Below are 14,690 nucleotides of genomic sequence, written 5' to 3'. Positions count from 1 at the left end.
ATTTTTCTGTTGGCGCGGCTGTTTTATTTATACGTGTACGGTCCGGACCAGTTTCCCCCTGGATTCCATGATCGTCACTAAGTCTTCCGGAGGAAGCCATACGGTAGCCGTATTTTCATTGGGGTGTACACCGATTCGGGGGAGCATCAGTAAATCCTGATCCAGCACAAAGCAGGTCTTCTGCTCCACATCATTCAGCAGTCCAAATGGAGTAACGGCACCTTTCTTTAGACCCAAATAGGCAGAAAGCTCCTCTTCCGAAGCGAAGCTTAGGGGTCTGGTGCCAAGCAAGCTCCGCAGCGTCTTGAGATTTACCGTTTTATCCTTTTGGATGGACACCAAATAGTAGTGCTGCTTTTTATCGTCGCGGAGAAACAGGTTTTTGGCAATTTGATGCGTATCAGGCAGAGCAAGGTCATCCATTTCTTCAACCGTATAGGCCGCGGGATGGTCTATTATTTGATGGGATATTTTCAAATCGGCCAGCATTTCCAAAACTTCCAGACGGGTCATATGAATCACCAGTTTCCATTCCTTGTTTTCCCATATTGTACTCGGTTGTCCCTGAAGAGGAAAGGGAACGATTCATTATATATAATTTCGATGTATTCTACTGCTTCATTCCGTCGATTCCGGTTTAAATACAGTATGGCGATGGACAACATAAAACCAAACCACCAGGGAGGAACGTCTAATATGAATCAAACGCAAATGGAACGGATCCGTACAGGTAAAGGATTCATCGCAGCACTGGATCAAAGCGGGGGAAGTACGCCCAAGGCTCTTCAGTTCTATGGCATCGGGTCGGAGCGTTATTCCGGTGATGAGGAGATGTTTGCGCTGGTTCATGAAATGAGGACACGCATCATCAAAAGCCCGGCTTTCGACGCGGCATACATATTGGGCGCCATCCTCTTCGAAAATACTATGGACCGCAAGATTGACGGATTGTACACAGCCGATTATCTTTGGGAAAAAAGAGGCATCGTGCCTTTTCTGAAGGTGGATAAGGGATTGGCGGAGACAAGCAATGGGGTTCAGTTGTTGAAGCCAATTCCCGGCTTTGATGATCTGCTCCGTCGTGCGGTGGAGCGGCATATTTTCGGAACGAAAATGCGCTCCGTTATTCACGAGGCGAATGAAGAGGGCATTGGCCAGGTGGTGGAACAGCAATTTGCTCTGGGGCAGCAGATCTGGTCGGCCGGACTTGTTCCGATTATCGAACCGGAGGTTGATATCAACAGCCCGGAAAAACAGGAAGCGGAACGGATCCTAAAGCGGGAGATCCAGAAGCAGCTGTCTGCCCTTGCTCCGGATGTAACCGTCATGCTGAAGCTGTCTATTCCCACAGAGGATAATTTCTACCGGGATCTGATTGCCGATCCGCATGTGGCCCGAATCGTGGCACTGTCCGGCGGTTACAGCCGCGAGGAAGCCAATGAGCTGTTGGCCCGCAATCACGGCCTGATCGCCAGCTTCTCCCGCGCCTTGGCAGAAGGCTTGTCCGATCCGCAAACGGATGAACAATTTAATGACACCTTGACCCGTTCCATTCAGTCCATCTATCAGGCGTCGATTACTTGAGGAATGTGTATTGACATACAGGGAATTTATGGATTATAGTATCTTATAACATCCACATATTGTTAAATGCAGGGAAAAGGAAGAGTAATTAATCCTCCGGATCGCAGAGAGCCCATAACGGTGAAAGTGGGTATCCGGCATTAATGAATGAAGCCTTGGAGCAGCGGACTGAAAGCAGGAGTAAGTCTGCCGGGAGTTTCCCGTTAAAGATTGCAGCAGCCATTGTACTTCGTGCTGCGTACAAAGCGGGTTTTTAAACCAATTTAGGTGGTAACGCGGAAGCATAGCCTTTCGTCCTTCAACAGAAGGATGAAGGGCTTTTTTGATTTTAACCGGGAGGAGAAAGTTGAGATGTCACACCAACAGATGGCAGAATTGTTGTTTCCGGATGTTGCTCAGGTACCGGAGGATATATTTTCATTGTATCCCGCAAGGGAATTGCCTCCAGAAGCAAGGGTTACACGTTTCGCCCCAAGCCCAACAGGCGCATTGAATATAGGCGGACTTTACGCGACATTAATTTCGGAAAGACTGGCTCATCAAAGCAACGGTGTTTTCTATTTGAGAATCGAGGATACGGACAAAAAGCGCGAAGTACCTGGGGGTGTGGAAAATATCCTTCAATCCTTGGTTTATTTTGGAGTCCAATGGGATGAAGGACCGTTCTTATCGGGCGAAGATGTTGGTAGCTACGGACCTTATAAACAAAGTTTACGTGATGGAATTTACCGTGTATTTCTGAAGCACTTGATCAGGGAAGGTTTGGCTTATCCCTGCTTCTGTAATGACGAGGATTTAAACCAGATCAGGCAAAGCCAACAGAATTCGAAGGCGACACCGGGTTATTACGGCGAGTGGGCTAAACACCGAGGCATAACATTCGAACAAACACAGGAAGAAATTGCTCTAGGCAAGCCTTTTGTGATCAGACTGAGATCTTCCGGCAGTCCCAACAAAAAAGTCATTCATTATGACCTGGTGAAGGGCAGGATTGCGTTCCCCGAGAATGACCAGGACATTGTGATCATGAAAACAAATGGCCTGCCGACATATCATTTTGCCCATGCCATCGATGACCGGTTAATGGGAACCACCCACGTGATTAGAGCAGATGAATGGCTTTCTTCATTGCCCATCCATATTCAACTGTTTGAACTCCTTGGTTTTCCGTTGCCGAAGTACGGGCATATCGCCCCAATTATGAAGCTGGAGGGAACCTCTAAGCGCAAATTCAGCAAAAGGAAGGATCTTGATGGAACTGCGGAATATTACAAAACACAGGGTTATCCTGGTTTTGCTTTAGGTGAATATTTCATGAATCTGATCAATTCCGGATTCGAAGAGTGGAGAACAGTGAATCCGCAAAAGGCTTACCATGAATATTTGATTTCGACAGATAAAATGAACTCCAGCGGTGCTTTGTTGGACATGAATAAATTGAATGATACCAGCAAGGAGGTCATCTCAAGGCTCACATGCGAAGATGTTTATGAATTATTGTACAAGTGGTCTAAGGAGTTTGATTCTGAATTATTCGAAACCCTTCAAAAGGACAAAGAATACACCTTGAAGATTTTAAGTATAGGGAGAAATAGCGCCAAACCAAGGAAGGATTATGCTAAATGGTCCGAGATCAAACCCATGATTGCTTACTTTTATGATGGGTGGTTTGAGGAGGATGCATCAAGCGGCTATTTACATCTGGATTCCATACGTATGGATCAAGCGCAAACAATTATCCAAAGATACAGCGATTTGTTCTCATTGGAGTGCGGTAGGGAGGTTTGGTTCAGCGAAATACAAAGTCTTGCCGCGGACTTGGGCTATGCCAAGGATATGAAGCAATATAAAGCTAACCCTGAGCAATATAAGGGTCATGTAGGGGACATCGCCATGGTAATCAGAGTTGCGCTGACGAACAGGAACCAAACGCCTGATCTTTATGACCTCATGAAAGTAATGGGTAACCAGCGGATTGTGGAGCGTATGCGGCGGTTTATGGCCCAAAATAGCTGAATTAGCTTTTAAATGAAACCAATTCTCAATTGTGGCGTATTAGTGAACAAACACCAACATAGAACAGAAGGGAAGAGATAATGGTATGAAAAAACCACCGATACTCTTATTGATCCTTTCCACTATGCTGTTAGGAGCATGCTCGGTAATTGAAGGTGCCAACCAATCTGTCCAATACGTGGAGCAGACTCAAGCCTACATGAATTCCTTGGCCCAATTTGCCGAGCAGGCGCCACAGATGATGAAGGAGGCCGCTACCAATCCGGAAACCTTTCAGAAGCTGGAGGATCGGGTAATCAAGGTGAAGGAAGATATTCTTCAATTTAATGCAGCCAACGCTCCGGCTATTGCCAAGGATCTGCACCAGCAGCTCACCGACAAAAACAAGCTGTTGTTGGACGAAGTGAATCAAGCTTTGGAGAATGGCCACCTTGCTCTGGATAAGCTTCAGAACTCCGAAATCGTAAACACCATCCAGGATGTAACCGGCTTAGTGAACCGTATTGAGAATTTAGGGCTGTAAAGCTCATCTTAGTAGGGGCTGTGCGAAAGCTAACTGGAAGTAGCTCTAACGAATCTGTGCAACGCTATTTGATCACATGAGGGCATTTCAAGAATCTAACGAATCCTAGCCACGCTATTTGTCCGAATTTGTGCGGAAACCCTTCCAAACGGGCGAATAGCGTGTTACAGGTTCGTTAGATTTTTATTATGTCCGATATTGGCAAAGTAGCGTGTGTGAGATTCGTTAGCGGACGGAGACGACGGCCTCTTCCCGCGCTTTTAAGTTCCTCATTTTGTCACACGATTGACAAAAATTCGCGATGTTGCTTTAATTAGATAGACCCTTGAGGTTGAACATACAAAGAGAGAGACAAGATACGGGAGGATGGGAATCGTGGAGGCTTCCATGAAGGCTGGAACAGCCGTGAAAGAAAGAGATACAGAGCAAGAAGCACAGCAGTATAAAGTATTCCCGATTTTGTTCGCCATGCTGCTCAGCGGTTTTATCGGCCTGTTTGGAGAAACGGCATTAAACGTAGCATTAACTCCGTTAATGGGCTTGCTCCAGGTTGGGCCCACCACCATTCAATGGTTAACCACCGGTTATCTGCTGGTGCTAGGCGTTCTAGTGCCTGTTTCGGGTTTGCTGCTGCAGTGGTTTACTACCAGACAGTTGTTTACAGCATCGCTGATTTTCTCCATTGCCGGCACTTTGGTGGCGGCCATGGCTCCCAGCTTCGAAATTCTGCTGGTAGCCAGAGTATTGCAGGCCGTGGGTACTGCCTTGCTGCTGCCGCTGATGTTTAATACAATCCTCGTGATTTTCCCTATTGAAAAACGCGGCGCCGCCATGGGGCTGATCGGCCTTGTGATTATGTTTGCTCCCGCAAGCGGACCCAGCATTGCAGGGCTTATTCTGGCCAATTTCAGCTGGCATTGGATTTTCTGGATCTCGCTGCCGTTTTTCCTGATTTCCTTGGTCAGCGGATTGATGTTCCTCCCGAATATCTCCAAGCTGACGAAGCCTAAAATTGATGTGTTGTCCATTATTTTATCCACCTTGGGCTTCGGCGGTATCGTATACGGCTTCAGCAGTGCAGGAGGCCATGGAGAAAGCGGGGGCGGCTGGTCGAGTCCGGTGGTCATCGCTACATTGGTAGTAGGCGCAGTGTCCTTATTGCTATTCAGCATCAGACAGCTGCGGATGAAAGAGGCGATGATGGATCTGCGTGCCTTCCGCTACCCCATGTTCACCATTGGACTGATCCTGATCTTCATAGCAATGATGATGCTGCTGTCATCTATGCTGATTCTCCCCATGTACATGCAGCAAGGGATGGCCGTCAGCGCCTTGACAGCAGGGCTGGTATTACTGCCCGGAAGCTTGCTCAACGGCTTTCTGTCTCCGGTGATGGGACGTCTGTTTGACAAATTTGGCCCCAAATGGCTTGTGATTATAGGACTGGTTATCGTCGCGGCAGCTCTCTATATGTATACAGGTATCAATCCGGGGACATCCCTGGGAATGATTATTACCCTGCATATTGTCATGATGATCGGTATCTCCATGATTATGATGCCGGCCCAAACCAATGGACTGAACCAGCTGCCGCCTGAATATTATCCGCATGGTACAGCGATTATGAACACTCTGCAGCAGGTCTCCGGCGCCATCGGCACGGCAGTAGCCGTCAGCATCCTGGCCGCAGGACAATCCAGCTATCTCAAGGGTGTGACCAACCCGGATAGCCCGGAGCAAAAGCTGGCAGGTTTTACCTCCGGCGTACAGAATGCGTTTATGTTTGCTATGGTGCTATGTCTGCTTGGCCTTGCGATCTCCTTCTTCGTGAAGCGGGTGAAGGTAGGCAAACACGCTACAAAGCACGTGGGGCATTGATAGAAGAATAGAATCATACATTCGCCCGTCCCTATGGACGGGTTTTTTTATATTCAAGCCTGGGCATGGACATTGGCATTTTTCGGTCAAAAAAAACAATTTATGGGTCAATCCATAGAACCCTTCTATTCTTCCATTCATATAATTAAGCGAATAGATTAATAGGAGGGATAAACCATTGGAAAAGAAAATGGCCATTAAAAAAGCAAAGCCCAAAAATGTTTCCCGGCGAACTGTATTTCGTACAGCGGTCAGCTTCAGCTATGATGCCTCTGCTACGAGAAATCCCAATTGGAGAAGCAGGTGCGGCTGTGACCAGACCAGTACCTGCAATACTCTCCAATGGGGCCAGTCTTATATCAGGTTTAATAACCAAAGCGGCAGATACAAGATAAGAGTTTATCTTCGTTCTTATGGAAAACAGACATGGTGGAATCCGAATCGAACCTTTGCAGAAAATTGGAATTTATTTGTAGCCGCACCCAGCACTTATATCCGGTTCACCTCCGGCATTATTGAACCCCGTGCAAGTGCAGCCGGATATTTTCGTAACGGCAACAACGATACAAGTGGCGGCGGGCAAGCCGGTACAATCGGAATTGAGATATTTGATACTAATGGAGTCCGTGTCAATCGGATATTTTTCTGGCCACCCAATTGGGATCCGTGGGGAATGTTATGGATGAGATGCGGACATGACTACAACTTCAATTTCTTCGAAAAATGATAGGTTAAGAGCAGTACAATAGTTTCCCTTGAGAGTGGGCTTACCCCACTCCTTTTATTTGGAAACGGAATTACAATATATGGGTGGTTCTCTTAAAAACAAGGAGGTGAATTTAGGAAGTGGCGTGATTAGGATGGCCTGCTTATTGTGCGCATTACTGTCAACGCTTACATAAGACAATAAGCAGAAATAGGACGGACAAATAAATGATTCTGGGAGGCATTTATGAGGAAAAGAAGTTTATTGATTGTCTTATTGCTTACCGTTATGCTCACAGGTTTAATCCCGCAGATGGCCGCTGCGGAAGAAACGTTTGAGCAATTCATTACCACTTCTGCAGGCGCCGAAGCTCCGCTTCAGAATATGGACGCCTCCGAGCCTTCATTGGAAGCAGCTGCGGCAGGACCTACCGTGCTGCAGAACTATCCCATGCCCTCCATTTACACCGCCTCCAGTGTATTTTCCTTACAAGTTAACGGCAGCAATGTGCCGGTAATCAGCTATGTGGGGGATTATGACTATGCGCAATTTTCTTTTTCCGGAAGCATCAATCTTGAGGTTACGGCAAGTGAAAATATCTCCTCCTTTTCCATCAGCCCCATGTCCAAGAACATCAAAGGGACCGTCAGCGGCAAAAAGCTGAGCTTTACCTTGACCTCCTCCACCTATGTCATCGTTAAAATTAACAATCTCAAGAAAATCGTCATTGCCGCGGATCCGTTGGAAACGGATATTCCCGCTTCTTCGGGCCCGGGCATCTACAATGTAACCAGTTCTCCCTATAATGCCAACAGTACGGGTTCTGCAATGGCAACTACTGCTATCCAGAAGGCCATTGACGATGCCAATCAGGCAGGCGGAGGCACAGTATTCATTCCGGCCGGCGTCTATAAATGCGCCAATCTTACGTTAAAAAGCAATGTAACCTTCTACTTGGCGGGAGGCGCCGTTATTGTCGGCACCGGCAGGGGTGAGGACTACCGGAATGACTTTCGGAAGGATTCCCGCAATGCGGACGGCACCTATTTTATCCGGACCGCTGTGGACTCCAGCAATATTACGGTACGGGGACGCGGAACCATTGACGGCAAAGGAATTGAAATGCGGGAGCGTATAATGACGGCTCCGCCGGCAACCCATAAGCAGGGGGAAGGGTTCCTGAATAATCTGCTGGTTCCCATTCAAACCAGCAATTTTACCTTTGACGGTTTAATCCTGCGGGACGCCGGGTTCTGGATGTTCATGGTGGTCCGTTCCGATAACGTGACCATTACCAATTACAAGGGTTTCCAGGATTTGTACAAAATCGAGAATGACGCCCTGGACATTAACGAAAGCCAGAACGTATTGGTCAAGCATGCCATTGCTATATCGGATGACGACACCTATTCCACTAAAACCTGGCCGCAAAAAGGCATGTCCAAGGACTGGCCGGGCGCCATCGAGCATCTGGAAAATGTGGTGTTTGAGGATTGCTTCGCGTGGACCCGGTGCGTAGCCTTCAAGATCGGCATGGGCATCTGCACACCACAGATAGGCGTCACCGTCCGGAATTCGTATGTGTATCAGAGCGCAAGAGCGCTGCTGGTGGATCACGGGTATACCAGCAACACTTTACCTGAAGAAGGCTGGGCAAGGGGGATCACCTTTGAGAATATCGATATCGAGCGTGTCGGCATTAATCAATTCGGGAATTATTGGCTGGGCTTGTCCACCAGCACCTCCGGCAATGTGAGCAGCGTGCTGGTCAGAAATGTCAACGTCCGGGAAACGGGAAGCCAAAATTCCAGACTTTCGGGGAATGTCACAAACGGCGGGATCATTGATGGAGTCACGTTCACGGATGTGTATGTCGGAGGCAAGCTTGCCACAAGCATAGATGACCTGAATATTAACATCGCCAACGAAAATGTGAAAAACGTGATCATTGCTAACTCCAAATCCCCATTGTTCAGCGACGATTTCGAAGACGGAAATGCCAACGGATGGACGGCCGCCGGCGGCACCTGGAATGTGGTTACGGATGACACCAAGGTGTTAACCCAGAAGGCTCTGACGACAGCGCTTATTACGGCAGGCAGCGCCTGGACGGATTATACCTTTGAAGCCAAGGTTCAGGTGCCTTACACCAATGCCAATGTGGGTATTGCCTTCCGGGTGAAGGATGCCAATAACTACTATATGTACCGCATCAATTCAACGGCCAAAACTCTGGAGCTGTACAAAAGCATTAATGGAACCTTGACCATGGTGTCCAGCACCGATTTTATAGCTGTGCCGAAGCAGTGGTATACCCTTAAGGCAGTTGCAGAAGGGAATACAATCAAAGCCTATGTGGACGGAGCCCTAAAAACCGATTGGACCAATCCGGTTACCGAATTGACATCTGGGAAGGTGGGCTTCCGGACAACCTCTGTGGACGTGCTATATGATGATGCTGTTGTGATGGCCATTAACCATTCGCCTGTAAACATCGTCTTGTCCAATAGCCGCGTACCCGAAAACACCACGGCAGGAGGAATGGTAGGCATATTCTCCAGCACCGATCCGGACTCTGGCGAAAGCTTTATCTATACGCTGGTGGCAGGCAACGGGGACAAAGACAACGGCAGTTTTACTATATCTGAGGGATCTCTGATCCTGGGGATTAAGCCGGATTACGAGGCCAAAAACAGCTACAGCATCCGGGTGAGAAGCCTGGATTCCGGCGGACTCTTTGTTGAGAAAAGCTTCACGGTCCAAATCACGGATGTAAATGAGCCTGTGCCCAATCCCGGATTTACGGTTAGCTTGTTCAGCGACAATTTCGAGGATGGCAATACAGCAGGATGGACTCCCTCCGGAGGAACATGGAGCGTGGAAACAGACGGCAGCAAGGTGCTGGCCCAAAAGGCATCGGCAGCAGCTCTGATCACCGCGGGCAGCGTATGGACGGATTATGTGTTCGAAGCCAAGGTGAAGCTTCCCATTTCCAATGCGAATGCGGGGATTGTTTTCCGGGTCAAGGATGCCAACAATTATTATATGTACCGGGTCAATTCCTCCGCGAGCACCTTAGAGCTCTTTAAATGTGTGGATGGAACCTTGACCGCTGTATCCAGCACTCCCTTCACAGCTACTCCAAAACAGTGGTATTCCATTAAAGCAGCCGTTCAAGGCAATAATATCAAGGCCTATGTGGATGGAGCGCTGAAAATGGAATGGACCAATCCGGTTACCGAATTAACAACAGGCAAGGTAGGCCTCCGGACAACCTCTGTAGATGTGGTTTTTGATGATGCTTTGGTAAGAGGCCAATAAACCGAATAAACCGCAAGGGACCTGCCGGGAAAGATAAGGCGGGTCCCTTGTTTATACGCGAGGTTCAGTTATTGATACCGCCTGTCTTTTGCTCATGGTCATTACCATTGGCGGTGTAGGCAATCAGCACAATGTTTTGATGGGCCTTGCTGCTGAGTTCGGTTTCAAAGCTTTTGAGAGCTGCGACAGCGGTGTCGTCCAGCTCGGCAGGGCTAAAATCCCGGTATGTCACGTTCATGCCTCCGTCTCGTATAGAATCCTTCGGCTTCAGTATAACCAATGGCAAAGAAAGGGATTCGCGGGTTTGGCGGCGGTTAATACATTTGTCGCAAATATTGTAGATTAGCCGTTCCTCTTCACCGGCAAACCAATAGAATAGCAGAAATAGAATTTATGAAAGAGGGGATGGTTATGGCAGATCCATGCAACCGGACGGCCTCCGGTACCTGTTCGACGGCATTTGGGTTTCAAACCCGCGCCACCGGGCCCGCCTCGCTGGCAGAGGGGTCCAATACACTTGCCCAAGGGAGCTCCACACATGCGGAGGGGTTCCAGACCTTTGCAAGCGGGGATGCTTCCCATACGGAGGGCTCCAATACGGTAGCCTCCAATACTGCAGCACATGCGGAGGGTTATCTGTCCGTAGCCGCCGGGGCAGCAGCCCATGCGGAAGGGCTGATGTCCAATGCGGCCGGGGCCGGGGCGCATAGCGAGGGAATTGGAGCGAAGGCGCTGTTTAATGCTTCCCACGCCGAAGGCTCCAACACGTTCGCTATGAACCTGTTTGCCCATGCGGAGGGTAATCAGACAATAGCCTCCGGGATTGCTTCCCATGCAGAAGGAGAAAACTCGTCTGCCTCCGGAACCACTGCCCACGCAGAGGGGCAGGGGACTTCCGCCACCGGGCAATCCTCCCATTCCCAAGGAGAGGGCACTCAGGCATCGGGCCGTGCGTCACATGCGGAGGGTTTCCAAACCTCAGCCAGCGGTATCTATGCCCATGCGGAGGGCCAACTGAGCATAGCATCAGGGGACCTGTCCCATACGGAAGGGAATCAGACGGTGGCCTCCGGCCAGAATGCCCATGCGGAAGGGGCGCTTAATACTGCCAGCGGATTTACGTCCCACGCCGAAGGAGTTAACACGGTAGCATCCGGTTTTTTTTCCCATACAGAAGGGCAGTCCACCAATGCCAACCTGCTGGAGGGTGTGCACGTGATGGGTCAATTCGGATCCGCCAATGAGCTCTCCTATTCCTGGTATCTGGCCAATGGAACAGATGCAGGGACACCCGGCTTGGCCGCAAAAATCTTAAGCGACGGAAATGTAAAAATTGACGGTACCGTCAGCAGCCCTGCAGCCGATTATGCAGAGATGTTCGAAACGGCGACCGGACAGCCCATCAGCCCCGGGTATTTTGTGACGCTGGAAGAGGATAAGGTACGCACCGCACATGACGGGGACGATTATATCCTCGGAGTGACCAGCGCCAAGCCGGCTTTCCTGTCAGACAGCGGGGAGCTGCGCTGGAAGGATAAGTTTGTGACTGACGAGTGGGGAGTAACGCTGTACGAAACGGTAATTATACCGCCCGTATTCGATGCCCGTGGTTTGATCGCCGTACCTGAACGGTCGGTTCGGCGCCCTGTTCTGAACCAGGCCTGGGATTCGGCATTGGAATACATGCCGCGCAGCCGGAGGGAGGAATGGGTTGCCGTGGGCATGCTGGGCAAGCTCCTGGTGCGCGACAACGGGGCATGTTTACCCAACAGGTACTGCCGTCCGGACAGCCGGGGTATGGCTATGCCTTCGGACAACATCGGGTACCGCGTACTGCGGCGCACCGGTCCCAACCAGATTCTGATTTTGTTCCGGTAACAGGGGATGAATGGCAGGCACGGTTAAGTTGACAACAAAGTAAGACAAATGTAGAATACCAATACAGACAGTTGTAGAAAATGGAGGTTCTGTGTTGAGGTCATGAAAAAGCTTCCGGATACTGAGTTTGAAGTGATGAAGGTGGTATGGGCGAATGAACCCCCGATTACCACAAGTGTAATTATGGAGCAGTTGGGCAAGGAAAAGGCATGGAAGGCCCAAACGGTGATTACGCTTATGGTAAGGCTGGTGCAGCGGGGGTTTGTCCGTACCGAAAAAAACGGTAAGGAACGCACCTATTTCCCGATTATCGGCAGAGAAGATTATTTGAAGTTCGAGTCCGGGGATTTTATGGACAGGTTTCATGGGAATTCGTTCAGAAGTCTGGTGGCGATGCTGTATAACGACAAGAAGATTGATGACCATGATCTGGATGATTTGATGCTATGGCTGAAGGAAAAGAGGGACTGATATGCCGGCTTTCCTGGCAACCTTATTGGGCAGTTCTGCTGTCATGTCGGTTTTATCCATAGGCTACCTGGCGTCTGCACCTTATCTTTCCAAACGGTACTCGGCCAAATGGCTGTATTATATCTGGCTCATCGTCATCTTGGGTTGGATTTTGCCGTTCTGGCCCAAGCTTCAGCATCAGCTTCTCCCTGTTTCCATACCGGAACTGCCCGTTATTCCGGTTATGGAGGAAGCCAATCTGGCGGCAGGCGTGATTCAACACGCGGCATCTATTCCGCTGTGGTGGATTATCGGAGGGGTTTGGGGGATTGGCGCAGCGGTGATTTTGGCGTACAATGTTTGGCGCCATCAGCGGTTTCTGCGCTTGGTCAACCGTTGGGGAGAGGACGTGACCGATCCGAAAGCCTTATTGCTCTTGGAGTCCTTACAGGAGGACATGAATATCCGCAAGCAGGTCCGGCTGTTGTCTTGTTCCTTCATTACCAGTCCCATGATGGTCGGTTTTTTCCGCCCGATGATCTTAATGCCCTCTCTTCCCATGGATGCGGACGAGCTGGCCTTTGTATTCAGGCATGAACTGATCCATTATAAGCAGCATGATCTATGGTATAAATCACTGGTTTTGGTTACGACCGCCGTCCATTGGTTTAATCCTATTGTATATGTGATGGCCAAGTCTATCGAAGTGCAATGTGAGCTCTCCTGTGATGAGAGACTTGTCCGGGAAACCAGCCTGGAGCAGCGCCAACGGTACAGTGAAACCATCATCAGTCTGATCAAACGGGGAACCAAACTTCAAACCTCCTTATCCACTCATTTTTACAGGGAGGGCAACAGTGTCCGGACCCGGATCTTCCGCATTATGGACAATACGCCCAAAAAAACAGGCATTTCCCTGCTGTGTTTCGCGCTTGTGGTGATTATGGGGGCAAGAATGGTATTTGCCTTTAGCCCGGCAAACCAAGAGATAGTGGCAGGAACAGCTAAGCAGGAATCCTTATATAAGCAAAAGAAGAAACAGATCATTGATGTGGATGTACAACGTTTGGAAGGCAGGGCGATGGTACCGATGGCTGGAACCTACAGTCTGCAGGCCGGAGATAAGGTCCGTTATGACATCCGTACGGAATCAGGCAGTCAAGATTTTGTGATCAAGCTTGTCCTTCAGGATAACACCGGCTCGGAGCACAAGGAAACCTGGCTTGCCATGCCCAAACAGGGATTGGAAATAACAGAGGAACAGGCGGGAAGCTACTGCGTGTTCGTCTACAATAAGCAGGAAACGCCGCTTCACGGAATCCAAGGTTTCATCAAAATCATTCGGTAAATCCGAGCAGCCCCGGGCGGCTGCTTTTGTTTTAAAGAAAAGTCCACCAAGAGGAGCTGGAGCGATGGAAACAAAGTTTGCCAAGGATATGCTGACGATGATGCAATTGAAGGCCAATTTGGAAGCTTGTATTCTCGGCAAAGCCGCTGAAATCGAATTGCTTCTGACAGCTGTGCTGGCGGGGGGACATGTCCTGCTGGAGGATGTGCCCGGAACGGGGAAAACCGTTCTTATTAAAGCACTGGCCAGATCCGTAAAAGGAGAGTTCCGGAGAATTCAATGCAACCCGGACTTACTGCCGACGGATATTACCGGAGTATCGATTTATCATCCAAAGCTGGAGGCCTTTGTGTTCCGGCAGGGACCGGTGTTTACGCATATTCTCTTGGTGGACGAGATTAACCGTGCGTCTACGAAGACACAATCCGCCTTGTTCGAAGCCATGGAGGAGCATCATGTGACCGTAGATGGAGAATCCCATGAGCTGCCGGAGGCGCAGCTCGACCGTTTTATGCTGAAGCTTAGTCTGGGTTACCCCGACCGGGAAGCGGAAAAAATGATTCTGTCCACCCATACCACGAACCATCCCGTCAGCCGGCTTGAACCGGTCCTGGATATGGAGGGTTTGCAGGATATTCAAAAACGGGTGAGTCAGATTTATGTGGATGAGGCCATTGCCGATTACGTGGTTGACTTGTCCCGGGAAACCAGGGAGCATACAGCGGTATTCTTAGGAGCCAGTCCCCGGGCGACCATCGCCCTGCTGCAGGCCGCCAAAGCACTGGCTTATTTGCGCAGCCGCACCTATGTAACGCCAGATGATGTGAAATATCTGGTTCCTTATGTATTCGGCCACCGGTTAATTCTCCAGCCCGAGGCAAGGATGGACGGCGGCGCTTTGGATGCTTTGTTTCAATCCATATTCCAGCGGGTGCCGGTTCCGGTCCGGGTGGAACGTTGATGGCAAGGCTGCAGCCGTCAAAGCA

12 protein-coding genes and 1 other annotated feature are annotated in these 14,690 nt (G+C 49.6%); of the genes, 10 read left to right on the top strand and 2 right to left on the bottom strand.

The window, feature by feature from the left end:
• Window positions 1–27 precede the first annotated feature (27 nt).
• Entirely contained in the window at window positions 28–513 is a 486-nt protein-coding gene (locus ACI1P1_RS22550; protein ID WP_416218768.1) for a prolyl-tRNA synthetase associated domain-containing protein, read from the bottom strand.
• Window positions 514–696: 183 nt separating this feature from the next.
• Here ACI1P1_RS22550 and ACI1P1_RS22545 point away from each other — a divergent pair, with 183 nt between their 5' ends.
• The 6 genes from ACI1P1_RS22545 to ACI1P1_RS22520 all read left to right on the top strand — a co-directional run bounded on the left by ACI1P1_RS22545 (window position 697) and on the right by ACI1P1_RS22520 (window position 10,028).
• Window positions 697–1,584 carry a fructose bisphosphate aldolase gene (locus tag ACI1P1_RS22545; RefSeq protein WP_416218702.1) on the top strand — a complete coding sequence of 296 codons (888 nt, stop codon included), beginning with the start codon at window positions 697–699 and terminating at the stop codon, window positions 1,582–1,584.
• 62 nt (window positions 1,585–1,646) lie between these two features.
• Window positions 1,647–1,886: a binding site (T-box leader), on the top strand.
• 49 nt (window positions 1,887–1,935) lie between these two features.
• Window positions 1,936–3,600: a glutamate--tRNA ligase gene (gltX, locus tag ACI1P1_RS22540; RefSeq protein ID WP_416218701.1), complete on the top strand. Its 1,665-nt coding sequence runs from the start codon at window positions 1,936–1,938 to the stop codon at window positions 3,598–3,600.
• Window positions 3,601–3,685: 85 nt separating this feature from the next.
• A complete protein-coding gene (locus tag ACI1P1_RS22535) occupies window positions 3,686–4,123 on the top strand; it encodes a DUF6376 family protein (RefSeq protein WP_416218700.1) in 438 nt (145 codons plus the stop codon).
• A 387-nt stretch (window positions 4,124–4,510) separates the two neighbouring features.
• Entirely contained in the window at window positions 4,511–6,001 is a 1,491-nt protein-coding gene (locus ACI1P1_RS22530) for a DHA2 family efflux MFS transporter permease subunit (RefSeq protein ID WP_416218767.1), read from the top strand.
• A gap of 178 nt (window positions 6,002–6,179) precedes the next feature.
• Window positions 6,180–6,728 (top strand): hypothetical protein, encoded by a 549-nt coding sequence (locus tag ACI1P1_RS22525; protein ID WP_416218699.1) that lies wholly within the window; start codon window positions 6,180–6,182, stop codon window positions 6,726–6,728.
• 225 nt (window positions 6,729–6,953) lie between these two features.
• The gene (locus ACI1P1_RS22520) at window positions 6,954–10,028 is read left to right on the top strand and encodes a 3-keto-alpha-glucoside-1,2-lyase-like domain-containing protein (protein ID WP_416218698.1); all 3,075 of its coding nucleotides are present in this window, start codon (window positions 6,954–6,956) and stop codon (window positions 10,026–10,028) included.
• Window positions 10,029–10,092: 64 nt separating this feature from the next.
• Here the strand turns inward: ACI1P1_RS22520 and ACI1P1_RS22515 are convergent, their stop codons facing one another.
• The gene (locus tag ACI1P1_RS22515) at window positions 10,093–10,260 is read right to left on the bottom strand and encodes a hypothetical protein (RefSeq protein WP_416218697.1); all 168 of its coding nucleotides are present in this window, start codon (window positions 10,258–10,260) and stop codon (window positions 10,093–10,095) included.
• A 179-nt stretch (window positions 10,261–10,439) separates the two neighbouring features.
• On the opposite strand from ACI1P1_RS22515, the gene ACI1P1_RS22510 reads away from it, so the two are divergent.
• From ACI1P1_RS22510 to ACI1P1_RS22495, 4 genes are all read left to right on the top strand, one after another.
• Entirely contained in the window at window positions 10,440–11,906 is a 1,467-nt protein-coding gene (locus ACI1P1_RS22510; protein ID WP_416218696.1) for a peptidase G2 autoproteolytic cleavage domain-containing protein, read from the top strand.
• 102 nt (window positions 11,907–12,008) lie between these two features.
• Window positions 12,009–12,377: a BlaI/MecI/CopY family transcriptional regulator gene (locus ACI1P1_RS22505; RefSeq protein WP_416218695.1), complete on the top strand. Its 369-nt coding sequence runs from the start codon at window positions 12,009–12,011 to the stop codon at window positions 12,375–12,377.
• A gap of 1 nt (window position 12,378) precedes the next feature.
• The gene (locus ACI1P1_RS22500) at window positions 12,379–13,704 is read left to right on the top strand and encodes a M56 family metallopeptidase (protein WP_416218694.1); all 1,326 of its coding nucleotides are present in this window, start codon (window positions 12,379–12,381) and stop codon (window positions 13,702–13,704) included.
• 64 nt (window positions 13,705–13,768) lie between these two features.
• Entirely contained in the window at window positions 13,769–14,665 is an 897-nt protein-coding gene (locus ACI1P1_RS22495) for an AAA family ATPase (RefSeq protein WP_416218693.1), read from the top strand.
• Window positions 14,666–14,690: the final 25 nt, after the last annotated feature.

The organism is Paenibacillus mesotrionivorans, assembly GCF_046098205.1.
GTDB classification, from domain to species: Bacteria; Bacillota; Bacilli; order Paenibacillales; family NBRC-103111; genus Paenibacillus_AR; species Paenibacillus_AR mesotrionivorans.
This window is presented reverse-complemented; position numbering and strand designations above follow the sequence as displayed.

Bases quoted from the DNA above. Each gene is read 5' to 3' on its own strand.
- ACI1P1_RS22550 (WP_416218768.1), bottom strand. From the start codon at position 513: ATGACCCGTCTGGAAGTTTTGGAAATGCTGGCCGATTTGAAAATATCC.
- ACI1P1_RS22545 (WP_416218702.1), top strand. From the start codon at position 697: ATGAATCAAACGCAAATGGAACGGATCCGTACAGGTAAAGGATTCATC.
- gltX (WP_416218701.1), top strand. From the start codon at position 1,936: ATGTCACACCAACAGATGGCAGAATTGTTGTTTCCGGATGTTGCTCAG.
- ACI1P1_RS22535 (WP_416218700.1), top strand. From the start codon at position 3,686: ATGAAAAAACCACCGATACTCTTATTGATCCTTTCCACTATGCTGTTA.
- ACI1P1_RS22530 (WP_416218767.1), top strand. From the start codon at position 4,511: ATGAAGGCTGGAACAGCCGTGAAAGAAAGAGATACAGAGCAAGAAGCA.
- ACI1P1_RS22520 (WP_416218698.1), top strand. From the start codon at position 6,954: ATGAGGAAAAGAAGTTTATTGATTGTCTTATTGCTTACCGTTATGCTC.
- ACI1P1_RS22510 (WP_416218696.1), top strand. From the start codon at position 10,440: ATGGCAGATCCATGCAACCGGACGGCCTCCGGTACCTGTTCGACGGCA.
- ACI1P1_RS22505 (WP_416218695.1), top strand. From the start codon at position 12,009: ATGAAAAAGCTTCCGGATACTGAGTTTGAAGTGATGAAGGTGGTATGG.
- ACI1P1_RS22500 (WP_416218694.1), top strand. From the start codon at position 12,379: ATGCCGGCTTTCCTGGCAACCTTATTGGGCAGTTCTGCTGTCATGTCG.
- ACI1P1_RS22495 (WP_416218693.1), top strand. From the start codon at position 13,769: ATGGAAACAAAGTTTGCCAAGGATATGCTGACGATGATGCAATTGAAG.